The sequence below is a fragment of the Paraburkholderia sp. SEWSISQ10-3 4 genome, from assembly GCF_030464785.1.
GTDB lineage: Bacteria > Pseudomonadota > Gammaproteobacteria > Burkholderiales > Burkholderiaceae > Paraburkholderia > Paraburkholderia aspalathi.
On sequence record NZ_JALPRI010000015.1, the window covers coordinates 61695 to 88367 of the forward strand.

At 61.5% G+C, this 26673-nt stretch carries 23 protein-coding genes and 4 tRNA genes; 10 read left to right on the forward strand and 17 right to left on the reverse strand.

The features are described from left to right. Positions 1 to 141: 141 nt before the first annotated feature. Both M0D68_RS24510 and gloB read right to left on the reverse strand, forming a co-directional pair. Positions 142 to 1836, reverse strand: coding sequence for a transglycosylase SLT domain-containing protein (locus M0D68_RS24510; RefSeq protein ID WP_200618396.1), 1695 nt, complete (start codon positions 1834 to 1836; stop codon positions 142 to 144). A 157-nt stretch (positions 1837 to 1993) separates the two neighbouring features. Then, positions 1994 to 2785: a hydroxyacylglutathione hydrolase gene (gloB, locus tag M0D68_RS24515; RefSeq protein ID WP_093640382.1), complete on the reverse strand. Its 792-nt coding sequence runs from the start codon at positions 2783 to 2785 to the stop codon at positions 1994 to 1996. Between the two features lie 19 nt (positions 2786 to 2804). Here gloB and M0D68_RS24520 point away from each other — a divergent pair, with 19 nt between their 5' ends. From M0D68_RS24520 to M0D68_RS24540, 5 genes are all read left to right on the forward strand, one after another. Further along, entirely contained in the window at positions 2805 to 3668 is an 864-nt protein-coding gene (locus M0D68_RS24520; protein WP_266225625.1) for a class I SAM-dependent methyltransferase, read from the forward strand. Further along, positions 3665 to 4111, forward strand: coding sequence for a ribonuclease HI (gene rnhA / locus M0D68_RS24525; RefSeq protein WP_093640388.1), 447 nt, complete (start codon positions 3665 to 3667; stop codon positions 4109 to 4111). Before M0D68_RS24520 ends, rnhA begins: the two co-directional genes overlap by 4 nt. An 80-nt stretch (positions 4112 to 4191) precedes the next feature. Continuing rightward, positions 4192 to 4932 carry a DNA polymerase III subunit epsilon gene (dnaQ, locus tag M0D68_RS24530; protein WP_266225627.1) on the forward strand — a complete coding sequence of 247 codons (741 nt, stop codon included), beginning with the start codon at positions 4192 to 4194 and terminating at the stop codon, positions 4930 to 4932. Between the two features lie 48 nt (positions 4933 to 4980). Further along, positions 4981 to 5055: transfer RNA gene (locus tag M0D68_RS24535), tRNA-Val, on the forward strand. A 469-nt stretch (positions 5056 to 5524) separates the two neighbouring features. Next, entirely contained in the window at positions 5525 to 7402 is a 1878-nt protein-coding gene (locus M0D68_RS24540; protein WP_093640394.1) for an ABC transporter ATP-binding protein, read from the forward strand. Between the two features lie 81 nt (positions 7403 to 7483). Here the strand turns inward: M0D68_RS24540 and M0D68_RS24545 are convergent, their stop codons facing one another. The 3 genes from M0D68_RS24545 to M0D68_RS24555 form a co-directional block, all read right to left on the reverse strand. Beyond that, on the reverse strand, positions 7484 to 7948 hold the full coding sequence (locus M0D68_RS24545) for a DUF2214 family protein (protein ID WP_211702264.1): 465 nt from the start codon (positions 7946 to 7948) through the stop codon (positions 7484 to 7486). Positions 7949 to 8106: 158 nt separating this feature from the next. Then, positions 8107 to 8961 carry a hypothetical protein gene (locus M0D68_RS24550; RefSeq protein ID WP_266225629.1) on the reverse strand — a complete coding sequence of 285 codons (855 nt, stop codon included), beginning with the start codon at positions 8959 to 8961 and terminating at the stop codon, positions 8107 to 8109. A gap of 268 nt (positions 8962 to 9229) precedes the next feature. Then, positions 9230 to 10294, reverse strand: a complete 1065-nt coding sequence (locus M0D68_RS24555) for a glycosyltransferase family 4 protein (RefSeq protein ID WP_266225630.1) — start codon at positions 10292 to 10294, stop codon at positions 9230 to 9232. A 692-nt stretch (positions 10295 to 10986) separates the two neighbouring features. On the opposite strand from M0D68_RS24555, the gene M0D68_RS24560 reads away from it, so the two are divergent. Next, positions 10987 to 12822 carry an ABC transporter ATP-binding protein gene (locus M0D68_RS24560; protein ID WP_093640662.1) on the forward strand — a complete coding sequence of 612 codons (1836 nt, stop codon included), beginning with the start codon at positions 10987 to 10989 and terminating at the stop codon, positions 12820 to 12822. Positions 12823 to 12937: 115 nt separating this feature from the next. Here the strand turns inward: M0D68_RS24560 and otsA are convergent, their stop codons facing one another. Together otsA and otsB are read right to left on the reverse strand one after the other, a co-directional pair. Continuing rightward, on the reverse strand, positions 12938 to 14398 hold the full coding sequence (otsA, locus tag M0D68_RS24565; protein WP_093640665.1) for an alpha,alpha-trehalose-phosphate synthase (UDP-forming): 1461 nt from the start codon (positions 14396 to 14398) through the stop codon (positions 12938 to 12940). 67 nt (positions 14399 to 14465) lie between these two features. After that, a complete protein-coding gene (otsB, locus tag M0D68_RS24570; protein ID WP_200653102.1) occupies positions 14466 to 15215 on the reverse strand; it encodes a trehalose-phosphatase in 750 nt (249 codons plus the stop codon). Between the two features lie 474 nt (positions 15216 to 15689). Here otsB and M0D68_RS24575 point away from each other — a divergent pair, with 474 nt between their 5' ends. From M0D68_RS24575 to M0D68_RS24585, 3 genes are read left to right on the forward strand one after another with little or no spacing between them, the layout of a single operon-like run. Continuing rightward, entirely contained in the window at positions 15690 to 16259 is a 570-nt protein-coding gene (locus M0D68_RS24575; RefSeq protein ID WP_234486548.1) for an SCO family protein, read from the forward strand. A gap of 18 nt (positions 16260 to 16277) precedes the next feature. Further along, entirely contained in the window at positions 16278 to 16739 is a 462-nt protein-coding gene (locus M0D68_RS24580; protein WP_200618388.1) for a copper chaperone PCu(A)C, read from the forward strand. A gap of 9 nt (positions 16740 to 16748) precedes the next feature. Continuing rightward, positions 16749 to 17633, forward strand: a complete 885-nt coding sequence (locus M0D68_RS24585; protein WP_266225631.1) for a cytochrome c oxidase assembly protein — start codon at positions 16749 to 16751, stop codon at positions 17631 to 17633. A gap of 79 nt (positions 17634 to 17712) precedes the next feature. Here the strand turns inward: M0D68_RS24585 and M0D68_RS24590 are convergent, their stop codons facing one another. The 5 genes from M0D68_RS24590 to M0D68_RS24610 form a co-directional block, all read right to left on the reverse strand. Continuing rightward, the gene (locus tag M0D68_RS24590; protein WP_256455401.1) at positions 17713 to 18207 is read right to left on the reverse strand and encodes a GNAT family N-acetyltransferase; all 495 of its coding nucleotides are present in this window, start codon (positions 18205 to 18207) and stop codon (positions 17713 to 17715) included. 156 nt (positions 18208 to 18363) lie between these two features. Beyond that, the gene (locus tag M0D68_RS24595) at positions 18364 to 19344 is read right to left on the reverse strand and encodes a sensor domain-containing diguanylate cyclase (RefSeq protein ID WP_266225632.1); all 981 of its coding nucleotides are present in this window, start codon (positions 19342 to 19344) and stop codon (positions 18364 to 18366) included. 180 nt (positions 19345 to 19524) lie between these two features. Then, positions 19525 to 20283, reverse strand: a complete 759-nt coding sequence (locus tag M0D68_RS24600; RefSeq protein WP_093640421.1) for a TraB/GumN family protein — start codon at positions 20281 to 20283, stop codon at positions 19525 to 19527. Positions 20284 to 20330: 47 nt separating this feature from the next. Continuing rightward, positions 20331 to 20735 carry a hypothetical protein gene (locus M0D68_RS24605; protein WP_093640424.1) on the reverse strand — a complete coding sequence of 135 codons (405 nt, stop codon included), beginning with the start codon at positions 20733 to 20735 and terminating at the stop codon, positions 20331 to 20333. A 102-nt stretch (positions 20736 to 20837) separates the two neighbouring features. Further along, positions 20838 to 21572 (reverse strand): hypothetical protein, encoded by a 735-nt coding sequence (locus tag M0D68_RS24610; protein ID WP_093640427.1) that lies wholly within the window; start codon positions 21570 to 21572, stop codon positions 20838 to 20840. 567 nt (positions 21573 to 22139) lie between these two features. Here M0D68_RS24610 and M0D68_RS24615 point away from each other — a divergent pair. After that, positions 22140 to 22832, forward strand: a complete 693-nt coding sequence (locus tag M0D68_RS24615; RefSeq protein ID WP_143131759.1) for a hypothetical protein — start codon at positions 22140 to 22142, stop codon at positions 22830 to 22832. Between the two features lie 145 nt (positions 22833 to 22977). Here the strand turns inward: M0D68_RS24615 and M0D68_RS24620 are convergent. The 5 genes from M0D68_RS24620 to uvrC form a co-directional block, all read right to left on the reverse strand. Beyond that, positions 22978 to 23051 (reverse strand) — tRNA-Cys (locus tag M0D68_RS24620). A 104-nt stretch (positions 23052 to 23155) separates the two neighbouring features. After that, positions 23156 to 23231: transfer RNA gene (locus M0D68_RS24625), tRNA-Gly, on the reverse strand. 62 nt (positions 23232 to 23293) lie between these two features. Next, positions 23294 to 23383, reverse strand: a tRNA-Gly gene (locus tag M0D68_RS24630). Between the two features lie 226 nt (positions 23384 to 23609). Further along, positions 23610 to 24203: a CDP-diacylglycerol--glycerol-3-phosphate 3-phosphatidyltransferase gene (pgsA, locus tag M0D68_RS24635; protein ID WP_054036235.1), complete on the reverse strand. Its 594-nt coding sequence runs from the start codon at positions 24201 to 24203 to the stop codon at positions 23610 to 23612. Between the two features lie 198 nt (positions 24204 to 24401). Continuing rightward, complete coding sequence (uvrC, locus tag M0D68_RS24640; protein WP_266225633.1) at positions 24402 to 26594, reverse strand: excinuclease ABC subunit UvrC; 2193 nt, start codon at positions 26592 to 26594, stop codon at positions 24402 to 24404. Positions 26595 to 26673 lie beyond the last annotated feature (79 nt).

The following is a 26673-nucleotide window of genomic DNA, read 5'->3' on the forward strand; positions in this document are numbered from 1 at the left end:
TTCGCCTGATTTGATCTGCAGAATGAAAAACGCCGTCACCCTGAGGTGACGGCGTCGGAATAACACGGTGCGTGATCGGAGCGCAATTCATGCGCTGCCCCCGCAACGCATGTGGTCACTACCGTGGAGCCGCTTTTTGGTCTACTTACCCTTCTTCGCGTTGGCCACGGTCTTCTGGCGGCTATCTGCCGCGGCCTTCGACGCCTTGCTGGACGTGGAAGCCGACACCTTCGTCACCTTGCCCTTGGTGGCGCCGGACGTTGTCGGCTTGCTCGCTTTAACCACCGGATCAGATACCTTCACCACGGCGGAACGGCCACGACCCTTCTTCTTATCGTAGCGCGAATCGTTCTTCGTGTCTGTGACACGGGTGCCGATCTTCTCGACGCCGCCGCCCTGCACGTCGGTTGCGATGCGCTCGGGACCCGGTTCGCTCGGCATCGCCTTGCCGACCGGCACGTGCAGCACGATCACCTGGCCGCGCGAAACCTGATCGCGATGCGTGCGATTCCACGCTTTCAATTGACCGATCGAAACGCCGTAACGCACTGCGATCGCGGCCATGGATTGATTGCGACGCACGCGGATCAGCATCTTGCGCGTGTCGGGAACGTCAGGCTCCATGGCGAGCACGGCGCTTTCCGCGACGTCGGCGCTGATGTCTTCGTCGTCGTCCGAACCACGCGGCACCACGATCGTGGAGCCCGGTTTCAAACGCATGCCGGCCGGAATCTTGTTCACTTCCATCAGCGTGTCGGCGTCGACACCGATCTTTTGCGCGATAGCCGCCGGTGCCGAACGCTCCGTGACCGTGTACGTGGTCCAGGACGACAGCGAGCCGGAATAGGCCTTCAGATTACGTTCGAAGGCGCTGGCGTTATCGAACGGCAGCAGGATTTGCGGCTGCGTGGCGCCGAGAATCACCGGCTTCCTGAACGACGGGTTCAGCGAGCGGAATTCGTCCGGCGACAGATTGGCGAGTTTCGCCGCCATGTCCACGTCGATGTCGTGCGAAGTCGTGACCGTGACGAAATACGGGTGATTTGGAATCGACGGCAGCGTGAGCCCGTACATCTGCGGGTTCATCACGATGTTCTTCACCGCCTGCAGTTTGGGCACGTAGTTGCGCGTCTCGTTCGGCATGCGCAGGCTGAGGTAGTCGGTGGGCAGCCCCGCTGCTTCGTTGCGCGCGATCGCGCGCTGCACATTGCCCTCACCCCAGTTGTACGCGGCGAGCGCCAGTTGCCAGTCGCCGAACATGTCATGCAGACGCGACAGGTAGTCGAGCGCGGCGCTAGTCGAAGCCAGCACGTCGCGGCGCTCGTCCTGCCACATGTTCTGCTTGAGGTTGTAGGTGCGGCCCGTGCCCGGCATGAACTGCCACATGCCCGCGGCCTTCGCCACCGACAACGCCTGCGGGCTATACGCGGATTCGATGAACGGCAGCAACGCGAGCTCGGTCGGCATATTGCGCGCCTCGAGCTCTTCGACGATGTGGTACAGGTATTTCTGCGAGCGCTCGGTCATGCGCTGCACGTAGTCCGGGCGCTGCGCATACCAGTTGACCTGCATGTCGACGAGGTCGGTTTGCAGATCCGGCATTTGAAAACCACGGCGAATACGGCCCCACAAATCGGCATCCGCGCTCGTCAGTTGACTGACCGAGCCTTGATCGACGTTGATCGTCTCTTTGGCGGTGGCTGTCTTGCGAAGGGCGTCGGCTACGGCTTGCTGGCTGGCGGGGTTTGTTGCGGTGGTAGGGCTATTCGTCGCCGGTCCCTGACTCGCGCAAGCGGCGAGTGTCAGGACCAACAACGCACTAAAGATAAATCGCATGAACGTCTCGGCTTCCACAAGGGCTGGAATTTGCAGCCGATAGTACGAAACGGCAACGTTTACGTCAATCGGAAAATTACGAAAAATATCAAGGAAATCTTGGGCTTGGCGAATTTTTGCGATTCTTCGCGTGAGCAATACCCTGATGCTGAACGGGTCAACGGAAGCGGTTTTTCCATTCGCGCATCAGCGTAAATGCCGCCAAACGATCGGACACTTTTTCGTGCAACTGCTCCTGCAAGGTGGCGCGAATCGCCGGACTGTCGGCGCGTAAAAACGGATTCACGGCGCGTTCGTGGGCGATGGTAGTGGGCAGCGTCGGCACATGGCGCGCGCGCAATTCGCTCGCCGTGTCGCGCCAGGCTTGCAGTTCGGCGTTGCCCGGCTCGCAGGCGAGCGCGAAGCGGATGTTCGACAAGGTGTACTCGTGGGCGCAGTGAACCTCGGTTGCGCCGGGCAGCGCGGCGAGCGAATCCAGCGACGCCAGCATCTGCGTGGGCGTGCCTTCGAACAAGCGGCCGCAGCCACATGCGAACAGCGTGTCGCCACAAAACACGTGCGGCGTGCCGCGCGGGTCGGCCGCCTGAAAATAGGCGATGTGACCGCTCGTGTGACCAGGCACGTCGAGCACGCTGAATTCGAGCGCGGGGGCCGCAATCGTCACGTGATCGCCGTTTTTAAGACGATGCGTGAGATGCTGGATCGCCTCACCAGCGGGGCCGTACACGGGAACGGCCTGGCCGTTCAGCAGATCGGCCACCCCACCGACATGGTCTTGGTGATGGTGGGTGAGTAAAATAGCGCTCAGCCGCCAACCCCGTTTCGCCAGATATGCGCGCACGGGGGCGGCCTCACCCGGATCGACGACCACCGCATGATGCCCGTCGGAAACGACCCAGATGTAATTGTCTTCAAACGCCGGGACCGGTACGTACTCGAGCGCATTCATAGGCGACGCATTCTCTGATATGACTGATCGAGCAATTATAGACTGGCCTGCCTGGACCGATTCGCCGCCCGGGCGCTACGTACTCGAGTGGGAACAGACCCAGCTCGATCGCGTGGTGTCCGACGTGTTCGGTTACCATGCGCTGCAACTCGGCCTGCCGCAGCTCGACGCCCTGCGCGAGAACCGCATGCCGTGCCGCGGGCTTGTGCTCGACGCAGCGAGCGGCGCGAGTGCGCCCTACACTTTTCCACGCGGTCTCGGGCGCGCCGGGAACGGCTCGGGCAAGAACATGGGTAACAGCGCCGCGCAAGGTCTGCCCGCGGGTTTGCCTGCGCCCGCTGGGCGCAGCGCGGTCTGGTGCGATCTGCTCGACTTGCCGTTCGAAGCACAAAGCGTCGACCTGATCGTGATGCCGCATACGCTGGAATTCACGAGCGACCCGCACCGGCTGCTGCGCGAAGCGGAGCGCGTGCTGATGCCCGAAGGGCAGTTGATCATTCTCGGCTTCAATTCGCTGTCGCTGTGGGGCGCGCGCCAATCGGTCGGCAAGATGACCGGCCGGCCGTTCGTGCCCGCCGCAGTCGACCTGATCGCCTTCACGCGCCTGAAAGACTGGATCAAATTGCTGGGTTTCGACCTTGAACGCGGGCGCTTCGGCTGCTATCGTCCGCCGCTCGGCAGCGAACAATGGCTGTCCCGCTATGGCTTCATGGAAGCCGCCGGCGACCGCTGGTGGCCGATTTTCGGCGCCACCTACATGATCAAGGCGATCAAGCGCGTGCGTGGCATGCGCCTCATCGGCCCGCTGAAAGTGAAGAAACCTGTCCTCGCCGCGGGCCTCGCGCCCGCCGCCACTCCGAACACACGCAACCACACTCAATGACTCCCGACATCATCGATATTTACACCGACGGCGCCTGCAAGGGCAACCCCGGCCCTGGCGGCTGGGGCGCGCTGCTGCGCTTCGGCGATCAGGAAAAAGAACTGTTCGGCGGTGAGCCCAACACCACCAACAATCGCATGGAACTGATGGGCGTGATCGGCGCGCTCGAGGCGCTCAAGCGCCCCTGCAAGGCCGTCGTGCACACCGACTCGCAGTACGTGCAGAAAGGCATCAGCGAATGGATTCACGGCTGGAAGAAAAAAGGCTGGATCACCGCCGCGAAGCAACCGGTGAAGAATGCCGATCTCTGGAAACGGCTCGATGCGCTCGTCGCGCAGCACGAAATTGAATGGCGCTGGGTGCGCGGTCACAATGGCCACCCGGAAAACGAACGCGCGGATCAACTGGCCAATCGCGGCGTCGCGTCACTCGCGGAAATGTGACGCGTGCCGTGACGCCCGCGGCGACACCTACGCGCGCGCCCTTCTTTTTTGCTGATTTTTTTAGAGCAGGCTAATCCGACATGCGTCAAATCATCCTCGACACCGAAACCACCGGCCTGAATGCACGAACCGGCGACCGGATCCTTGAACTCGGTTGCGTCGAAATGGTGAGCCGCCGGCTCACGGGCAACAACCTGCATTTCTATATCAACCCGGAACGCGAAAGCGATCCGGGCGCTTTGGCGGTCCACGGGCTGACCACGGAGTTTCTGAGCGACAAGCCGAAGTTCGCCGAGATTGCCGATCAGGTTCGCGACTTCATTCAGGACGCGGAGCTGATCATTCACAACGCGCCGTTCGACATCGGCTTTCTCGATGCCGAATTTGCGTTGCTAGGTTTGCCGCCGGTGAAAACCTACTGCGGCGAGATCATCGATACGCTCGCGCGCGCCAAGCAGATGTTCCCGGGCAAGCGCAATTCGCTCGACGCGCTGTGCGACCGCTTCGGCATCAGCAACGCACACCGCACCTTGCACGGCGCACTGCTCGACTCGGAACTGCTTGCCGAGGTTTATCTGGCGATGACGCGCGGCCAGGAAAGCCTTGTCATCGACATGCTTGGCGATTCGCACGGTGGCGGCGATGCGAGTGCACCGCGCATCGCGATCGATTCGCTGAATCTGGTCGTGATCGCCGCGAGCGACGACGAAGTCGCCGAACATCAGGCCGTGCTCGACGGTCTCGACAAAGCGGTCAAAGGCACGAGCGTGTGGCGTCTCGAACCGGCTCCGGCTCAAGCTGCGGATGAGCAAACCGCTTAAAAAGTACTAGACGAGTCGAAAAATCCCTGACATAATTCGGCTCTCTTCGGGTGGTTAGCTCAGCGGTAGAGCACTGCCTTCACACGGCAGGGGTCACAGGTTCAATCCCTGTACCACCCACCAGATTCGCTGGTTCCCGAAGAACCACAAGAGAAAGCCCTTAGACGAAAGTCGAGGGCTTTTTTGTTTTTGATTCAAGTGCGCGTACGTTGGTAGGCATCTGCGCCCGCTCTGCTTCGAAGTCAACACCGAACTTCCGTACGATTGCGGCGGCCAAATACTGCTGATATAGTCAGTTTTCGGGCACTTGCCCCGTCCATTCCTTCACTTCATTCGACTACAGGGAGGCGTCACATGTTCGCAGTGCATATCGCTCTCCCTGGGATGGCCTCACGACCATTCTCGCGACTTTAAGTTTGTCGCGTTGTCGCTCACGCGGTGCTGCCTGATCAGGCGTTCCGCGCAATTCCCAGACAGTCCGTAGTCCCATTGCCGGCATTGCTGTCAACACAGCGCGGCTCGCTTGACTGTCTCTTCCTTTCGCTTCTTGACTGGAACCTCGGTGCGCTCACGCGCCACCGGGTCGTGGCAAATGACTAGAAAAAAACTCGACTTTCGTGGACAAGCCTTCAAGGACGTCCTCGGCTTTACCTTCCGTCACTGGGCCAAACAGCCCTGGCGCATCTTCGTCACTGCGGCGTTGGTGCTGCTCTCGGCATTGGCCGACGTACTCACGCCGATGTTCGCCGGACGGCTCGTCGACGCGATCGCATCCGGCTCCGCCAGTAACGCCGTCGCGTGGCACGCGGCGATCACGGCCTTCTGCGTGCTGGGTGCGCTCGGGCTCGGCGCCGAGCTGCTTCGTCAAGGCGTGTTCTTCAACCTCATCAGGCTGACGCTCAAGATGATGAGCGAGATCGCCGGCAACGCCTTTCATCGCGTGCAGCGTTTTTCGACAGACTGGCATGCCAACAGCTTCGCCGGATCCACCGTGCGCAAGATCACGCGCGGCATGTGGGCACTCGACCTGCTCAACGACACGTTGCTGGTCGCGTTGCTGCCGTCGCTGGTCATGCTGGTCGGCGCAACGGTGCTGCTCGGCTGGCGCTGGCCGATGATGGGCGCGGTTGTCGGTATCGGTTCGGTGCTGTATATCGCGGTGACCGTGGCGCTGTCGCTCGGCTTCGTTGCGCCCGCCGCGCGCCTCGCTAACGCGTGGGACACACGCATGGGTGGCGCCCTCGCCGACGCGGTCAGTTGCAACGGCGTGGTGAAAGCGTTCGGCGCCGAAGATCGCGAAGAAGCCCTGCTCGAGCGCGTGATCGTCAAGTGGCGTCATCGCACGCGCCGCACGTGGATTCGCGGCACGATCAACGGCGGCGTGCAAGGCAGCATGCTGGTGGCGATTCAGGCCGCCATTCTCGGCGTCGCGTTGCTGTTGTGGGTGCGCGGCGAAGCGAGTGTCGGCGACATCACCTTCGCGCTGACGATGTTCTTCATGCTGCAAGGCTATCTGCGCGACGTAGGGATGCACATCCGCAACCTGCAGCGCTCGGTGAACGACATGGAAGAACTGGTGTCGCTCGAGAGCCAGCCGCTGGGTATCGAAGACCGCCCCGGCGCAGGCCCGATCGCGATCGGCAAAGGCGAAATTCGCTTCGAGCACGTTACCTTCCACTACGGTGCGAAGGCCACGCCGCTCTACGACAACTTCTCCGTGCGCATCGCGCCAGGAGAACGCGTCGGACTGGTCGGACATTCGGGTTCGGGGAAGACGACTTTCATCAAGCTGATCCAGCGGCTCTACGACATTTCAGAAGGCCGGATCACGATCGACGGTCAGGATATCGCCCGTGTGCGGCAGGCGTCGTTGCGCAGCCAGATCGCGATCGTTCAGCAGGAGCCGGTGCTGTTTCACCGCTCCTTGGCGGAGAACATCGCCTATGCCCGGCCCGATGCGAGCCGTGCCGAGATCGAACGCGCCGCGAAGCTCGCGAGTGCGCACGGCTTTATCTCGGCGCTGCCTCAAGGCTACGACACGCTGGTGGGCGAGCGCGGTATCAAGCTTTCGGGTGGTGAACGTCAGCGCGTCGCGATCGCGCGGGCGTTTCTCGCGGACGCGCCGATCCTGATTCTGGACGAAGCGACTTCGAGCCTCGATAGCGAAAGCGAAGTGCTGATCCAGCAGGCCATGGAACGGCTGATGATGGGCCGCACGACGCTGGTGGTGGCGCACCGCCTCTCCACCGTGCGAGCGCTGGACAGACTGCTGGTGCTGGACAAGGGCAAGGTCATCGAGGAAGGCAGTCACGAGGCGTTGATCAGACTCGAGAATGGCTTGTACAGGCGCTTGTTCGAACGTCAGGCGCTGGAGTTGATCAAGGGCCTGGGCGATTCGGAGGTCGCGCACAAGACCAATGCCGCGAAAGCGAATCGACTCGATGATTCGGACTTGCTCGTCGAGAAGTAAATTAAGAAGAAGCATGCGGGACGTCCTGCAGAAGCCGCCGTAACAGGCGCTTTCTGCAGGCGCTCGCCCCCTAACGCACGCCTACACCACGCCCGCAGGCAGCCCGATGCCGCGCGCCATGCCGGTCGCCGCGAACACCATCAACACCAGCAGCACGGTCTGGATCACACTGAAACGCGCATACGTACGCGCCTTTCGCAAATCAGGCGTGGCGCCTTTTCTGATGCTGGCGCGCCAGCGCATCAGGCCGAGCATCGTCGGGACTTCGAGAATGAGGATCAGCACGAGCAGCGTCATCTTCAAGTGAAAGAGCGGCTCATGCAGGTAGTAGTCGGCGCCCTTTTCGAAACCGCCGAAGACGCGCATCAGACCGGTGACGATCAGCACTAAAGCCGAAAGACCCCAGCGCGAGTCGGAGCGGAATACGGATCGCAGCGCAGCAGGCACGCTGGCTCGCCGAAGTGACCAGGTGCGCCGGAGAATCGACGCGAGGGCAAAGCCATAAGCAAGTAGATGAAGGGCGGCAAGCAACCAGCGAACCAGCATAGCGACTCCTGCAAACGACGCAATACGATCGATGTATCTCTCACTCGCCCACTGAAACGCCGGGCGGCACTTTTTCTTACATGTCTTATTATCGACTACCGCACTTTACGACGTCTGCTTCACCCGCGCGTTGTAGCTGACCGAACGAAGCGACAGTTTCAGACTTGCCGCAACGATGTGTCGAGCGCTCGCGCGGCGACCCGATCGCCCTCGGTAGTCAGCGCGGTGCGGAACACGGTTTGCCGGTTGTGGCCCGCCGCAGCCGGCGAATCCCACAGCAATTCGATTTTCGGACGTCGGCCGAAGCCGCCGCGCACCAGCGCAGGCGCGCCGACCGAACCGAGCGGCGCCGCAGGTCCACCCGCCTCGCCGGCAACACCGAACGCCACCGCAGGAGCAGGCGCCGACGGCGCGCTCATGCCAGGGGCCGCCGCCCAGTGCACGGACAATTCGCGGGCGTCGTACTGCCCTACCTTGCGACGCTCGGCCCAGACGACCACCGTGCGTGTGGCCGGATCGAGCGCGACCGCATAGCGGCCGATCGCAAAGCGTCGCGCGGCGATATTGGTTCGCCACAGCGCACGCGGCCGGCAAATCCACACGACCGCCGCGTACAACGCCGGTGCCGCTAACAGCCAGCCGTTGGTGGCTGCCACCGCCTGCGCGGCGCGCCGCCAACCGGCGCTCGCCGCAAACGCGCCGACCGACCAGACAGCAAACAGGAATCCGAGGAAAGCAAACAGACGCACCGCCTGACGCAACCATTGCGGCAGCGGATGCAACGGACGCTCAGCCACGGCGCGGGCGCCCGGCAGGAAGATCAGCAGGAACAGGAACACCAGGTTGATGCACGCCCACGGCGAAGACACCATCGCCGACAACGACGCGCCCAGGTCCATCTGCGCCATCGAAAAAAGCCAGCGAGTGAGGAGCACGAGACCGATGGCGCGCAGCGCGAAAATCATTCCGGCGCCGGGCGCCGCGTTCGCACGCGTCTCTTTCGTTCTCGCCAAAGCATCCTCCTGTCGTCGACGGCGCCGCAGCCAGATTTGCGGCAGGGCCATTATAGGGATATTACCGAGACAGGCTCATGCTTGCCGGTCCCAAAACCGTACTTTCTGCCGCATACGCGCAAAATCGCGGCGCGCATGCAACAACGCCCCGCAGGCGAGATGCACGCGGGGCGTTGCTGGGGCAGCCGGACCATCGATCACTGGGCGCCGAAAGTGCGCGCCCGGCCAGCCGGTCTGGCTGCTTTTACGTACCGTACTTAGCTGGCGCTCAGCTGGCGTTAACTTCGCGCAGCACCGTGCGATGCTTCTGACGCAGCAACTCTTCGTAGGCGGCGACGTAGTTCTGCGCCATCACTTTCGACGAGAAGCGCGATTCGAATGCGGCACGCACCTTGGCGCGCGGCAGCGTGTGCAGACGCTTCACTGCGGCGACCGCGCTGATTTCGTCTTCGACGACGAAACCCGACACGCCGTTTTCGATCACTTCCGGCACCGAACCACGGTTGAACGCGATCACCGGCGTACCGCAAGCCATTGCTTCGATCATCACCAGACCGAAGGGCTCCGGCCAGTCGATCGGGAACACCAGTGCATGCGCGTTGCCGAGGAACTCACGCTTTTCGGCTTCGCCGATTTCGCCAATGTATTCGACGTGCGGGAGCGCCATCAGCGGCTTGATCACTTCTTCGTAATAGGCACGATCGGCCTTGTCGATCTTGGCGGCGACCTTGAGCTTCATGCCTGCCTGGCCGGCGATGCGGATCGCACGGTCGAGACCCTTCTCCGGCGAGACGCGGCCAAGGAATGCGAGGTAGCCCGGCTCGACGTCCTTGATCGGCGTGAGCACGTTTTCCGGCAGGCCGTGATAAACGGTTTGCAGCCAGTTCGCCTGTTGCAGCGGGATGCGCTGGTTGTCCGAAATCGACACCACCGGCACGTCGTTGAACGTGTTGAAGATCGGCTGCAGTTCCGGCAGATCGAGACGGCCGTGCAGTGTGGTCAGGAACGGCACCGGCTGGCGGGCGAACAGCGAGAACGGGTAGTAGTCGATGTGGAAATGCAGCACGTCGAATTCGTCCGCACGGCGGCGCACTTCTTCGAGCAGCAGCATGTGCGGCGCCATCACGTCGCGGATGGTCGGGTCGAGGCGCAATGCCTGCGGCCAGAACGCTTCGAGCTTCGCCGAGGTTTGCGAATCGCCGCTTGCGAAAAGCGTGACGTCATGGCCCTGTTCAACCAGCGCTTCGGTCAGGTAGGACACCACGCGTTCCGTCCCGCCGTAAAGCTTGGGAGGAACCGCCTCGTGCAAGGGAGCGATTTGAGCGATTCGCATAATGAAGAACTCCTCGTAAAAAATCAGGCAAAAGTACTGCGTTTGGTAAAAGCGATTCGCTTGCTCGCCAGGGCAGTCTGGCCGGATATGCCGGCGCGGGCCTGATTCTTTCGAGAAATCCTGCGATGGATCGCTTGGGTAGTGAGCCCAGATCAGCAGTTTGCTGTCTGCGCATGTGCCGGTAAACGCACACATGACACCTACGTTGACAAACTGTCAGATATTTCGGTGGGCTAGCAGAGCATGCATTATCAATGCCGGGGATCTCGCTGCACCACAACATTTCAAAGTCTTTACGTTGTTACAAAGGCGAAACACTTTACAAACCCTTGTTTTATAAGACAGTTCTACAGTAACAACTGGCTTGCAACGCTGACCCGAATACGGCAGCTGTAAGGTCCTGAGTCAACTTTGCCGGCAGGCATTGAAGAAATGCCGCACCGCAGTTGAATGCAATTTGTAATTATATCCCGAAATATTCCGCAGCCTGCGTGAACCACCGCCCGATCGGCGGGTCGAGCAACAGTAGGTCGCGGTCGTCTATCGCGAAATCAGTCGCGCCATCGCCCGGATACACAGGGCGCAATCGCTTTTGCATGTTTACAATGCGAAGCATCGGCTTCGCGGCGAACGCTTTTGCTGTGGCCCATGCCTTGCATGCACAACCTGAAACACACCGACCTCACGATCAATTGGAACACTTAACCATCGCCCAGCGTAACGCCCAGAACGCAAAGCTTGCGAGCTATGCGCACAGGCCGCTTGCGTTTCTTTTCCGCTTTATTCGCCGCCATCCGCTCGCGCATGCGATCGTCCTGTGCAGCGTGTTCGCGGCCGTGGGCTGTGCGCTCGCTTCGCAATACGCGATCAAGCATCTGATCGATGTGCTCGGCGAAGGCCGGCATCATCCCGGTCCGCTGTGGGGCGCGTTCGCCATCCTGGTTGGTTTGATCGCCGCCGACAACCTGCTGTGGCGGGTCGGCGGCTGGGTGGCCGCGCACACCTTCGTGGCGGTGACCGGCGACCTGCGGCGCGACCTCTTCCAGTATCTAAGCGGCCATTCGCCGACTTACTACTCTGAGAAACAGCCGGGCATGCTGGCAAGCCGCATCACGGCAACCTCGAACGCGGTCTACACCGCCGAGAACACCACCGCCTGGAACGTGCTGCCGCCGTGTATTGCCGTGCTCGGCGCGATCGTCATGATCACCGCCGTGAATCCGCTGATGGCCGGCGGCCTGATGCTGTGCTCGGCCATTCTGTCGGTCGTGCTCTACAAACTTGCCGGGCGTGGCTCGGCGCGGCATCACCATTTCGCCACCAAAGCAGCGTCGGTGGACGGTGAGCTGGTGGACGTGATCAGCAACATGGGCCTCGTGCGGGCCTTCGGCATGACGTTTCGCGAGCAGCAGCGTTTCGGCGCGACCGTCAAAGCGGAGATGGAAGCGCGCCAGCAGAGCCTGCTGTATCTGGAAAAGCTGCGCCTGCTGCATGCGGTGATCACGGCGCTGCTCTCTGCCGGCTTGCTGGGCTGGGCGCTGTGGCTGTGGGATCAAGGCAAGGCGACCTCCGGCGACATCGTGCTGGTCAGCTCGCTCGGCTTCACGATTCTGCACGGCACGCGTGATCTGGCCGTGGCGCTGGTCGACGTCACGCAGCACGTCGCGCGGCTCGCGGAAGCCGTTCGCACCCTGCTCGAGCCGCATGGCATGCCGGACCGCGATGGCGCAACCGAGCTCGTGCCGCAAGGCGGCCGGGTCGATTTCGAAGCCGTGACGTTCGCCTATCCGCGCCGCCGGCCCATTCTCGATCACTTCGATCTGCATATCGAGCCGGGCCAGCGGGTCGGCCTGATTGGCAAGTCGGGCGCGGGCAAATCCACCGTGCTGGCGCTGCTGCAACGTTTCTACGAGACGCAGGGCGGCGCCATCAAGATCGACGGCCAGGACATCGCCGCGATTACCCAGGACAGCTTGCGCCACGCAATCGCGCTAGTGCCGCAGGATATTTCCCTGTTCCATCGCACGGTGTACGAAAACATCGCCTACGGCCGCCCTGAGGCGACCCGGGAAGAAGTGGTCGCCGCCGCGCGCGAAGCCCGCTGCAGCGATTTCATCGAAGCCATGCCGGAAGGCTTCGACACGATCGTCGGCGACCGTGGCGTGAAGCTCTCCGGCGGACAGCGCCAGCGTATCGCGATTGCGCGCGCGATCCTGAAGAACGCACCGATCCTGCTGCTCGACGAAGCCACCTCCGCGCTCGACAGCGCATCGGAAGAAGCGATCCAGAAGGCGCTCGACCGGTTGATGGTGGGCCGCACGGTGATCGCGATCGCGCACCGGTTGTCGACGCTGAATAACTTCGACCGGATCATCGTGATGAGCCAAGGCAAGGTTATCGACGACGGCAGTCCGGAAGAGTTGCGCCAGCGGCCGGGCCTGTATCGCGATCTGCTCTCGAAGCAGTACGGCAAGGGCACCACGCTGCATGTCGGCGGCAAGAAGGTGGATGAACAGCACGTGGTCTAGTCAACACACCGCCTTCTGCTGCTTCAGCGAGAATCGCAGCAGCAACAAACAAAAAAGCCGCTTCCGAGCGGCTTTTTTGTTTTCCAGAGGCAATTCTAATTGGCCTCGAAACCACCTATCCGACCGTGGTTTCGCGCGCCGTCTTCTTGCCCGATCCGGCACGCACCTTCACGGTTCTGGTGCTTTTCGCACCATCGACGCGCTGAAGATCGCGCATGAAGTTGTCGCGCCACACCGACACGTTGTTCTCGCGCAGCTGCACCATCATGTCGCGATGACGCGCCTGACGCTCCACAAGCGGCATCTCCAGCGCTCGCGCCAGCGCCTCGGCCATGCCGTCAATGTCGACCGGATTCACGATCAGCGCACCATCCAGTTCCTGCGCGGCGCCGGCAAAGCGTGACAGCACGAGCACGCCCGGATTGTCCGGATCCTGCGCCGACACGTACTCCTTGGCGACGAGGTTCATGCCGTCGCGCAACGGCGTGACGTAGCCGACATGCGCGGTACGAAATAGCGCAGCCAGCACCGAGCGCTCGTACTGCTTATGGATGTACAGGATTGGTGTCCAGTCCAGTTCGGCAAAACGGCCGTTGATACGCCCCGACTCCCCTTCGAGCTGCAGGCGGATGTCCTGGTACGCGTTCATGTCGGCCCGCGTCGGCGGTGCGATTTGGAGGAACGACACCTGGTTGCGCTGCGCGGTGAAATGTTCCAGCAAGCGCTCGAACGCGCGGAAACGTTCGACCAGCCCCTTCGAATAATCGAGGCGGTCCACGCTCATGATCAGCTTGCGCGAATGCAGTGCCGTCTTCATCGTGCGCACCGGTTTGCCGCGCTCACCCGCCTTCGCGAGCTCGGCGATTTCGTCCGGATAGACGCCGATCGGATACGCCGCCGCGCGCAAGGTGCGGCCGAACGCATGGACGGTGAGCGGGCCGCTGGCGGATATGTCGACCGTGCCGTTCGCCTCATTGACGATGTAGTCGCAGAACGCCCGCAAATCCGGCGCGGTCTGGAAACCGAGCAGATCGAACGAGCACAGCGCTTCGACCAGCTCGCGATGCGGCGGCACGGCCAGCAATACCTGCGATGCCGGAAACGGAATATGCAGAAAGAAGCCGATGCGATTCTTCACGCCGGCCGCACGCAACGCCTGGGCGAACGGAATCAGGTGATAGTCGTGGACCCAGATCACGTCGTCTTCGCGCAATAGCGGGACCAGTTGCTGGGCGAGCCACGCGTTGACGCGGCAATAGCCTTCGAAATCGTGCCGGTCGTACTGCAGCAGATCGGCGCGATAGTGGAACGCGGGCCACAGCGTGGCGTTCGAGAAACCGCGGTAGTACTGGTCGTAGTCGCGGCGCATCAGCGCGATGGTCGCGAAGGTCACCGGCCCACGCTCTTCCACCTTGATCTGCGGCTGGCCCGAGCTCAGCACATCGCCGCTCCAGCCGAACCACATGCCGCCGGTTTCTTTCAGCGCGTCGTACACGCCGACTGCCAGGCCGCCCGCCGCCGGGCCGCCCTCCGAGATCGGCGCAACCCGGTTCGATACGATGATCAGTCGGCTCATGAAGCGCGATTCCCGATGCAGTAAGTCATAGTCGTTAGGGGATGAGGCGCCACGGGCGGTGTCAAGATCACGCTCCGCGCGCGGCCGCGACAATCGATTCCAGCCAGTCGAGCAGCGCCGTGACCGACTCGATTCGCGTATGCGCCATCGTGTCGCCCGCGCCTACCTTGATCGACAGGCCACCGCGCTCGTTGACGACGGCAAAGCCTTTCTCGTCGGTCAGATCGTCGCCGGCAAACACCGGCGTGCGGCCCACGAATGGCGGCTCTTCCAGGAACGCGCGCATCGCGCGGCCCTTGTCGACGTCCTTCGGCTTGATTTCGTAGACCATCTTGCCCGGCTGCAACACATACGAACCGGGGTAATCGGCCACCAGCCGCTCGGTCGCCTCGCGCGCCACCGGCTCGCGGTCGGGCGCGTTGCGGTAGTGCAGCGCGAGCGCCGCGCCTTTGATTTCGAGCAGCATGCCGGGATGTTCGTTGACGACCTGCGCGAGCACCTGCTCCATACGCAACAGGCGCTCGTCGTGAAAACCGATGCGCTGTGTGTCGCCGTTCGCGTCGCGCCGCTCCGCGCCATGGAGACCCGCGATCGGCAGATCGGGCATGCCGAGAAAACTGTCGATGCTGTCGATGCCGCGGCCCGACACGATCGCGACCGCGCCGTTCGTGAGACTGCGCAACTCGGTCAGCAGCCCGATCACGCGCGGTTGCACCAGCACGCCGTCCGGCGTGGGTGCGAGTTCGACGAGCGTGCCGTCGAAGTCGAAGAAAAATGCCGTCTCACCAGGAGACAGAACAGCCGGAAGTGCTTGCATCGGTTAATTTTGCCTTTCAGCCTTTTGCGGCCGGAAAAGTGTGCGCATCTTACCGCGCATCCGTCAATTTTTCGAGAAAGTAAGCCAGGACACAAGCCTGGCAGGCCGGCGCAGCCGACGCTGCTCACGATTGCGTTCAAAAAGAGAACAATCAGGCTTCAGCGAGCTTTCAACCACCTGCGTCAAATTGCCTCGCAAACCGCGCGCCCGCGGGCGCTGCACGACGTCATCGAAGATTTTGCGATACAGTCGCTGCCACGCAGACCATTGCAGCGACGACCCTATTCGCACACCATGACAGGCCGCACGCCTGGCACGAATCAACCGAGTCCGTTCACGGGCAGCGTCACGCGCCGCTCTTCAATCGAGTCATTGAACCCTGCTTTGTTCCCCATCCTCTCGCCCCGCCACCAACAGTCGAACCGCTTAACGCCACGCCGGCCGTGGCCCGGGCGCCTGGTCGCGTTGACCGCGATGGTGGGCGCCCTCGCTGCGCTAACCGGCTGCACGCATCCCGCCGAACCGTTCCAGTTGACCAACGTGACCGGCCACTTGCCGGATCTCGACTTCAAGCTAACTGGCGACGACGGCCGCGCCGTAACCGGTGATTCGTTCAAAGGCCGCACGTCGCTCGTCTACTTTGGTTATACGCATTGTCCGGACGTCTGCCCAGAAACGATGGGCCGACTGATGCAGGTACTCGGCAAACTCGGCCCGGACGCGCAAAAAGTGCGCATCCTGTTCATCACCGTCGATCCGGCGCGCGACACGCCCAAAGCGCTGCATGACTACGTCGGCGCTTTCGACTCGCAGCACGCAGAGGGCCTAACCGGCACCGACTGGCAGATCGAGTCGCTCGCCAAGCGCTACCGGGTCGCCTATCAGATGGAAAAGCGCGACCCCAACGGCAACTACGAAGTCACTCATAGCTCGGCCGTCTACGTGTTCGACCCGCAAGGCCACGCGCGCCTGCTCGCCACCGATCACGATACGCCCGATGCGATCGCACAAGACCTGCGCCGCATCGTTGATGACCGTTCCTGACCTTTCCCGAGTTCACCCATGTCGATCAAGATCAAAACGTTCGCCGCACTGAGCTGCACCCTCGCCCTCTCATTCGGTTTCGCATCGGCCGCGTACGCCGCCGGTGCGAACGCGATCAGCGTCAAGGACGCGTGGGTGCGCTGGCTGCCGAACAATCTCCCCGCCGCCGGCTACGTGACGCTGGTGAACGCGAGCGACAAGCCGGTCGACCTCGTCGATATTTCCAGCAACGATTACGGCGACGCGATGCTGCATCAAACCGTATCGAACGGCTCGACGCAAAAGATGGTGATGGTCGACAAGCTGACGGTGCCCGCACACGGCCAGGTGGCGATTGCGCCGGGCGGCTATCACGTGATGCTCGAAGACGCGAAGCACAAGGTCGCGCCGGGCGACACCGTGCATCTGACGCTGAAGTTCTCCGACGGCGAAACGCTCGATACACCGTTCGCCGTCAAATCGCCCGCCCAGACCAAGTAACGTCCCGCGATGAACCTGCTCTACTGGCTCGACCCCTGGGAGTTTTCGCCGACCGTCGTCATCGCCTTGCTGGTGCCGGCGATTCTTTTCGTGCGTGGTGCGCCCAAAGCGAAAGTGTCGATACCCCGGCGCATTTCCTTCTGGTTCGGGTTGGTCGCGCTGTATATCGCGCTGCATACGCGGCTCGATTATTTCTTCGAGCATGAGTTCTTCATGCATCGCGCGCAGCATCTGGTGCTGCATCACCTCGGGCCGTTCTTTATCGCCCTCTCCTATCCAGGCGCCGCGTTGCGCGCGGGCATTCCATTCAGCTGGCGGCAACGCTTCGTGCGGCCTGCGCTGGAGACGCCGGTAGTACGCAAGCTGCTCGACGTGGTGATGCATCCGGTGGTCGCCGTCACGTTGTTCGTCGGCTTGATCTACTTCTGGCTGATGTCGCCAATTCATTTCATGGCGATGCTCGACTGGCGGCTTTATCGCGTGATGAACTGGAGCATGGTGATCGACGGGCTGCTGTTCTGGTGGCTCGTGCTCGATCCGCGCCCGGCGCCGCCGGCGCGTTTGTCGCCCGGCAAGCGCGTACTGGTGGTGATTGCTGCGATTCCGCCGCAGATCATGCTCGGCGCGTTTATCTTCTTTACGCCGCGCGAGCTGTATCCGATTTACTCGATTTGCGGCCGCGCCTTCACGTGGCTAAGCCCAATGCGCGATCAGCAAATCGGCGGGCTGTTGCTGTGGATTCCGGGCTCGATGATGAGCGTGATCGGCGCGCTGTTGGCGTTGCGTCACTGGATGCGCTTGTCGGCACGCGGACGTCTGCGCAGCGAGCGGCGCGTCAAGGCGACGCAAGGCTTGACGCAGCCCGCGTCGGCGCCTGCGAGCAGCCAGCGCTAAGCATTCTCGAATCGATTGAAGTCGCGGCGGTTGAAGCCGGTCGGCGCGCGAGCGCCGAGTCCGGTTGCGGCCCGCTTTTCTAAGCCGAACGCATCCACACGTGTGGGATGCCGTCCTCTTCGTGAATGTTCGACACCGGCGTAAAGCCGAACGCGCCATAGAAGCCTTGCAGATGCGCCTGCGCATGCAAACGGATCGGCGTACCCGGCCACTGCGCGCGGATATGCGCGAGCGAGCGTTCGAGCATCGCGTTGCCGACGCCGATGCCGCGGAATTCCGCCGTGGTCAGTACACGGCCAATGCGGATATCGGTGTCGTCGGCGTCCGGCAACAGCACGCGCAGATAGCCCGCGAGCGCCGGCTTCTTTTCACCGGGGCCAAAGGCAAACAGGTGCCAGGCATCTGAATCGAGCCCGTCGATATCGCCATACAAGCAGTTCTGCTCGATGACGAACACCGCGCTGCGCGCGGCCAGCATCGCGTAAACTTCCGCGGCCGTGAGGTCTTCGAACGCTTTCCAGCGCCATTCGAGTTGCGCCAGTCGCGTGCTGGCAGTTTGCTGCGGTTCAGTCATGGGAAGGCTTCAAAGAGAGGTGCGCCAGCAGGGGTGGCGGCAATGCGAAATTATGCCGCGCGTGGGGATCTTAGACTATGCCGCGCAGATCCTGGCGAGTTCAGCTGCGACCCACGACCGACGCCCCGCCCGCACACATACTGCAGTCAGCCACGCTCAACCGCCACGCGCCGCCCGCGCCTTCGACGCCTGTTTGTGGCTATACATCGCCGCATCGGCCGCAGCGAGCAACTCGGCGATTGATGCATGCCGCTCAGGAACGTACTGAATCTGGCCGACGCTATAGCGGATCTGATAACCACGCTGTGCCTCTGCATTGCGCTCGTCCAGCAGTTTCGTGAGACGTTGCGTGACCTCCAGCGTTTCCATGCTGCCCGAGTCGGTCAGAAGCGCGACGAACTCGTCGCCGCCGAGTCGCCCGATCACATCGCTTTCGCGCAGCGCAGAGCGCAACACCTCGGCGAAGGTCTTCAATGCGCGGTCGCCTTCCGCGTGGCCGTGGGTATCGTTAATCAGCTTGAAATCGTTCAGATCGAAAAACAGCAGCGACGCCGGTTTGTCCATCCGCTTGCAGACATTCAACGCATGTTGTGCGAGCGCTTCGAAACCGCGGCGGTTCGACAACAACGTCAGGTCGTCGAGTGTGGCCAGTTGCACCGCCACCAGTTCCTGTTCGGCCATACGCGCCAGATCGCGCAACAACTCGCGCTCTTCCTCGTCAAGGCCGCGTGGCTTTACGTCGATCAGACAAAGCGTGCCGAGCTTGCTGCCGTTCGGAACCGTAAGGGGACAGCCGGCATAGAAACGGATATTCGGATTGTTCGTGACGAGCGGGTTATCGTGGAAACGCTCGTCCGCCAGCGTGTCGGGGATCATCAGGATTTCGTCGCCGAGAATTGCGTGTGCACAGAACGACACGTCGCGAGAAGTCTCACTCGCGGTCAAGCCGACGCACGATTTGAACCACTGCCGGTCCGCATCGACGATGCTCACGAGCGCGATCGGCACGCCGAATAGCCGTTTGGCGAGACGCGTCAGCCTGTCGAAGCGCTCTTCGGGCAAGGTATCCAGGATGTTCAGCGCACGCAGTGTGTCGAGGCGGGCACTTTCATTAACGGGCGTCAGTGGGACATGCATGTCGTATTCCGTAGAGCCATGGAGGTTGACCGGCGTCGCAGGCACATAGTGTATAGCGGCATCCATACCGTCGGATTGAGCCCGGCTACTGGAGTTCCGCCTGATTGCGCCCTAATCCGGGCCCGCTATCCCGGTATTGACGGTGAATTGCGCCGACGCTGCCGCCCGGCGGCAAATCCGCTAGCAGCTTAAGAAAACCGGCTCGACGGGCTGTGCGAGACAGTCGATCAGGTTACCGGGCCCACACAGATGCAGCGCGCCCACCACCACCAGGGTGCGCTCCGGCCGCCCGAGCAGCGCCGTCACGCGCGCCGCCCACGCGCGATTGCGCGCATCGAGAATGGCATGGCGGATGCCGGGCAGATTGAACATTGGCGACTCGACAGCGATCTGGTGCACGGCTTCCAGATCGCCATGCAACCACGCGGCGTGCATCCGCTCGAGCGTGCGCTGCGGTTCGCCGAGATCGGACATCAGCATGCCGAGCGCGGTGCCAACTGCTTCAAGCGAAATCGATTCGAGCGATGCCGCCACGTCCTGCGCGGTCTCGAGATACTGGTACGGTTTGGCTTGCGTGAGCGCCGAGCGCAGCATGCGCGGCTCGACGCCTTCGACGACCTGCTGGAACAGCGTCGGCGCGACGATCAGTGCGGCCCAAGGACGTAGCTCGACGAGCGGTGCCAACGGGCCCTCGACGGGCCACACAGCCTGGAGCTGATTCCAGGCATCGGCGGAGAGCAAAGGCCGCAACTGATCAGCACCGCCTTGCGCGGGAGCCTTGAGAAACGGCAGGATCGTCGGCGGATCGGATTCGAATACCAGCGATTCGGCCCAGTCATACGCTTCGGCGATCCATGGCGGCGTTCTGCGGCTCGTCGCTGGAAACAGATGCATCGAGCCGAGCAGACGGACGTTGGTGCCGGTGAGTTGTAGGTACATGCAGCCTCGTGTAGACGGGCAATTGCGCAAAGCGGCAATCGGGCAATTCAATCAGCGGCGCGCGGGGCGGCGGCCCGACTCGCGGCCCCTCGCCATGCGGTCCGCACCGTGAACGCGACGAACAGCAGGAAAGCGATCTGCGAAACGTACAGGTCCAAGCGGATCGGATAGTGCAACGCGAACCATGAATTGTGCACCACGTCCGTGAAGATGACAGCGACGCAGAGGATCAGCCCTGCTCTCGGACTCAACAGCAATAGCAGAACCGTTAGCGGATCGATGAAGAGCAGCGACGTCCAGTAGATTTGTGTCAGCGGCGCCGCGCCGCCGTAGTCCCACCCGAGCCCGTGGATCAAAGCCACCTGCAGATGCGTCCAGGTGGCGCCGCAGAGACACAGCGCGTAGATCAGGCGTAAATAGAAGGAGCGGCGAACGGGATTTGAGATACGCATGTCTTATCCGTTTTGCATGCAGGAAGGATTAAAAAAGCCCCGACGTACGGGGCTTTTTCTTTTACGCAGCAAAAGCGGACAGTTTAATCGTCAACATTCGAATCATTCCGTGCCTCTTTTGAACGACTCCAGTTCGCCTGTATAGCGCTCGTTTCGCACACCATTACTGCCGTAATATTCTTCCACTGACTTTACCCAGCGGCCAATCTCAGGCACATACCAGAACGCTTTATAAGTGCGTCCGGTCACCTGAACGGGGCCGGTTTTCTGTGCGTGAGTGATCATGGCGGTGTCGCCTTGCTGCGTCTGCACGGCTTGAGTGACGGTCTGAGTCGGCTCGAGTTGCGCAACCCATTCGCCTTCCGCTTCGACTTTAATCGCCTGGAATTTTCCTGCCGGTACCTCGACGGTTTCAGTATCCACCACCCGATACTGGCTGCTCCACTTTTGCGAAGCGAAGGTCTTGTTCGGATGCTGTTCCGTATATTCGAGGTTCCAGGTTTTGCCCGGCGATAGCGGGAAAACGAACGGCCGATTGACGACCACCTCCGCGCCATTCACGTTGCGCTCGCGGCTCCAGTCGGCGCCTGCTATCACTTCGTTCGGCACCTGGGTCGAGCCCGCCTGCTTCGAGGTGTAATAAATGTGGGCAGGGGTTGCGCGCAGGACCGTCACTTCGTCGTGCGTCTGGCGCCATATTGAAGGCGTTTTCTCAAAGGTGTTGACGTAGGTCCACGAATCCCCGCCTTTAATGTCGGGAGGCGGTGCCGATTGCGCGATCGCCAGCAGTGGCAACCCAATGGTAAACAGCACAGCAGCGGTTATGTTTTTTTTCATTGGTCGTATGTTGTATTAACAGCGGGTTTGCCCTGCCCCGTGCTTTCGCGACCTGGAAACATCTAGAACCATTGCATCGTATCTCTAACGATGTTTCCGAATATGCGAAGCAGCCTGAGCTACTTTACATGATCGGCGCCGAACCGCCAGCGATCAATGCTTTATTCCGGACTCTAAAAAAACCTGGAATAAAATTGAAAGACAAAACAACAGAAATGAAAGACACAGATGACCGGTCACGGCTAACCGATAACAGTCGCGATGGCATGGACCTCTCAGGCTTGCTTGTATTGAGTCACTGCCCTCTTCGTGAATACAGACCGCACGATTCGAGAACGACCCCTCGCTGAATGCAGCCCGTCTTCGACGACGCTTTAATGTCACCGTGCGCTAAAGTTAACCGCGGATCTGTCGTTAAGAATATCGCAGACGCACGATCCATTTGACTTCCTCTATTCGACTTTCTGCGATACCGCAGGACTTCGCCGAAACGACGGGTGGGAAGGCCATATGGCTTACGAGCGCTGAAATCTTAATTACACGCTAACTCGGAAGCTGATCCCCTAAATGAACCTGAGAAACCTCTTTTTATTGCTGTCTATCGCAGCGTTGGCGGGATGCGCGACGACGCCGCCCATGTCGGTAACGAAGCAGGAGCAGCATGAACTTGGGCCGGTAGCCGGTGCGCTATTCATTCCCCAGAATAGCTTGTTGGTGACAGTAACGCCGACCAACGCCGGTGGCGCAGGCCTGCTCGGCGCGCTGATTGTAGCGGGCATCGATGCGGCCCGCCGATCCTCGGCAGAAAGCGCCGCCGCTCCGATGTTTGAGCAACTGCACGATTATGACTTCCGCGCCGTCATGAAGCAGGCGTCCAACGACGCAGTCGGCTCGCTCGAGACCATCAAGTTTGCAGCGCCACTCAATGTCGAGACTGTCAACTCGAGCACGCAGAAAAGAATCGTCTTTGACAATGCTTCAGCAAGCGCAGTCATGTTCGTCGATGTCGGCTACCAGTTGCAGTCTGGAAACCTTTATGTGTCCGCTAATGTCGTGATGTATCCGAAGTCCGACAACTTGCGGCAGTTCAGGAATAAACCGAACGATTCCGACCCGCTCAATTCCGGTAATGCCATATACCGGAAAACGTTCAACTACGCGAAGTTGAATGTGTCTGCTACCGACATCAAGCAGGGTTTGACGGAAGGGGCGAACAACATCGCATCCCAGCTCGCGGCCGATCTGAATCATCCCATTTGATTTGAAGTAGCGGTTGTTCGGCTGCGTGGTGCAACACGGTAAGCGCTGATGCCGGACACCGAAACGCGCCAGGTTGATTTCGGCGACAACGTCGCCGAAAAAAGAAAAGCCCCGACAAGTCGGGGCTTTTCTTTACATCAACTACTGGAGGCGCGAGCCGGAGTCGAACCGGCCTAAACGGCTTTGCAGGCCGCTGCATAACCGCTTTGCTATCGCGCCGCAAGCGGACTGGAATCTAGCTGCAGATTCTCAGATTTGTCTGGCGGGCGACCGTAAGGACTGACCCACCAAACAAAAAGGGAAGCGTTGCTTCCCCTTATGTATGGAGCGGGAGACGAGGCTCGAACTCGCGACCTCAACCTTGGCAAGGTTGCGCTCTACCAACTGAGCTACTCCCGCATTGCCCTACTTCACAACGCCTTGCACTTTTACTGCGCCAAACAACGCGTTGCTTCAAAATTTGGAGCGGGAGACGAGGCTCGAACTCGCGACCTCAACCTTGGCAAGGTTGCGCTCTACCAANTGCGCTCTACCAACTGAGCTACTCCCGCAATGTGCTGCTTTTGCCCTACTAACTGCTGCCTTATTACCGCAACTACTCTCTTACTGCCACCGCGCTTCAAACTGCGTGCATCGGAGAAACGAGATTATGGAGAAACGACTGAAACGTGTCAACCCCTTTTGCGAATGTCTTTAACGGAAAAGATTTCACTCATGCTTGACCGACGTTCGGGCACGCTTCAGCCGCTCGGGCATCGCGCCCCGAACGTTTTCCAATCAGGCGACGCCACTCCGTTCGCGGATCTGCGGCCACGCGAGTTTCATGTAATAGAGCATCGACCAGATCGTCAGGAACGCGGCCAGATAGATCAGCCACAGGCCCCACACGCGCGTATCGACAGACACCCCGCCACCGAACGGCAACGGCCCGTAGAACAGCAGCATCGGAATCGCGACCATCTGGCACACCGTCTTGAACTTGCCGAGCGAATTCACCGCGACACTCTTCGATGCGCCGATCTGCGCCATCCATTCACGCAACGCCGAGATGGCGATCTCGCGCCCGACGATCACCAGCGCGATCGCCGAATCGATCCGTGCGAGTTGCACGAGCACCAGCAACGCAGCCGTCACCATCAGCTTGTCGGCGACCGGATCGAGAAACGCGCCGAACGCCGAGGTCTGGTTCCATTTGCGGGCCAGAAAGCCGTCGAACCAGTCGGTGAGCGCCGCCAGAATGAAAATCGTCGCGGCGGCCAGATTGCGGTGCGCCGGGCTCATCATCATGTCGGGCAAATAGAACACGCCGACGACGAGCGGAATCAGGACGATCCGCAGCCAAGTCAGGAAAATCGGGAAATTAAACGGCATGGGCAGGCGCAGCGTCTGACAAGGGAGATGCAATTGTGCCGTGTCACAGGGCCTGCCACAAGCAAAGCGGCGCGCGGGGCCTGGCAGGCGCCGCGCCGGAGCACCGTTTGTCGGACACTTATCAGCCGCTTGCTGAGCGCTTCTGCGCGACCCATTGGCCGCACGTTGCCCGTCTGGGGCAGCGTGGCGTACTACAGATCAGTGCAATTGCCGATAGATCTGCTCAGCAAGCGCCTGCGAAATTCCTTCGACGCTAGCCAGATCCTCGACACTGGCCGCAACCACCCCACGCAGCCCGCCGAAGCGCGCCAATAGCCTCTGACGCCGCTTCGCGCCTACCCCTTCGAGCTCTTCGAGCCGAGAGGTCTGGCGAGTCTTGCCGCGCTTCGCGCGCATGCCGGTAATCGCAAAGCGGTGCGCCTCGTCACGAATTTGCGCGACCAGCATCAGCGCCGCGCTTTCCTTGCCAAGTTCGAGCGCCGCACGGCCGTCCGCGAAAATTAAGGTCTCGAGACCGACCTTGCGTCCCTCGCCCTTGGCGACACCGACCAGCATGCCGGTATCGAGACCCAGTTCGGTAAACACCTGGCGCGCGATTTCAACCTGACCCTTGCCACCGTCGATCAACACAATGGTGGGCAGGATGCCGCCGGCCGCAGCCGGTTCCGCGGCATCCGCTGCGAGCGACGGGTCCGCGGCCGCGTCGCTTTGCAATTCGGCGGCTTCGTCCGCGGCGTTCGCAGCCGCCTGCGCGACCATCTTCTCGTAGCGACGCGTCAGCACCTGACGCATTGCCGCGTAGTCGTCGCCGGGCGTAATGCCGGTGATGTTATAGCGCCGGTATTCGGACGACTGCATCTTGTGATGGTGATACACCACGCACGACGCCTGCGTCGCCTCGCCCATCGTGTGGCTAATGTCGAAGCACTCGATACGCAGATGCGCAAGGTCATCGCACTCCATGCCGAGCGTGTCGGTGAGCGCGCGCGTACGGGCCTGCTGCGAGCCTTGTTCCGAGAGCAGGCGTGCGAGCGCGAGCCGCGCGTTCTGCTCGGCCATTGCGAGCCATGCGCGCCGTTGACCTTGCGGCTGGCGCAGCACCGTCACCTTGTGGCCGGCTTGCTCGATCAGCACGTCGACCAGTTCGCGCGTAGACGGCGCATGGCTGACCACGAGCACCGGCGGGACGCGATTGCCGATGTAGTGCTGCGCGATGAACGCCTCCAGCACTTCAGATTCGATCCCGCCGACGGTTGCACGGCCTTTGCGTGGCGCCGAAGGCTCGACTTCGGACTCGATCTCATCGCCCTCTTCACCTTCAGCCTCGACAGCAGCATCGGCCTCGTCGTCATCTTCTTCGGACGGCATCTCCCCGGCGATTGCGAGCGCGTCAGCTGCATCGGACGATGTGTTCATGCTGTTCGCGGTCTCGTCAGACACCAGGTCAGCATCGAGCAGCAGTTCATCGTCGCCGCCTTGTTCAAGCCCGCCCTCGCCGACCGTCAATGCGCTTTCCACGTGCGACGGAAAATACGCCTTGTCGCCCAGATGCCGCCCGCCGCGCACCATCGCGAGATTCACGCACACGCGCCCGCCGAGCGCGACCACCGCGAGAATATCCACATCGCTATCGCCGCCGACTTCAATCGCCTGCTGATGCAGCACCGTCGACAGCGAACTCATCTGATTGCGCACCGCCGCGGCCTGCTCGAACTTCAGCTCGCTCGCGAACGCGTGCATCTTCTGCTCGAGCTCCTTCATTACCTCGCCCTGCCGGCCGAGCAGAAAGCGCGACGCATTGGCGACATCACGCGCGTAATCTTCTTCGCTAATCGCCGCGACGCACGGCGCCGTGCAGCGGCCGATCTGATGCAGCAGACACGGCCGCGTGCGGTTGTTGAACACGGAGTCCTCGCACGTGCGCAACTGAAAAACGCGCTGCAGGATCTGGATGCTTTCGCGCACCGCCCACGCACTCGGGAACGGCCCGAAGTACTGGTTCTTGCGATCCACCGAGCCGCGGTAGTACGCCATGCGCGGAAACTTGTGACCGGTCAGCTTGAGATAGGGATACGACTTGTCGTCGCGAAACAGGATGTTGTAACGCGGCGCCAGCGCCTTGATCAGGTTGTTTTCGAGCAGCAGCGCTTCGGCCTCGGAACGCGTGACGGTCGTCTCGATGCGCGCAATGCGCGTCACCATCATCGCGATGCGCGGCGACAGTTGGGTCTTCGTGAAGTAGCTCGAGACGCGCTTCTTGAGATCGCGCGCCTTGCCCACGTAAAGGACCGTGCCCTGCGTATCGTAATAGCGATAAACGCCGGGCAGATGCGGCAATTGGGCGAGCACTTTTTTCGGCTCGAAAACGTCGGTTGCTTCGGGTTCGGTCATGCAAAATCGGTTGGCTGGGACAGTGTCGCGAAGCCTCTGCCTACACGCTACACGCTGAGTGGTCACTGAGGCGCGGAAC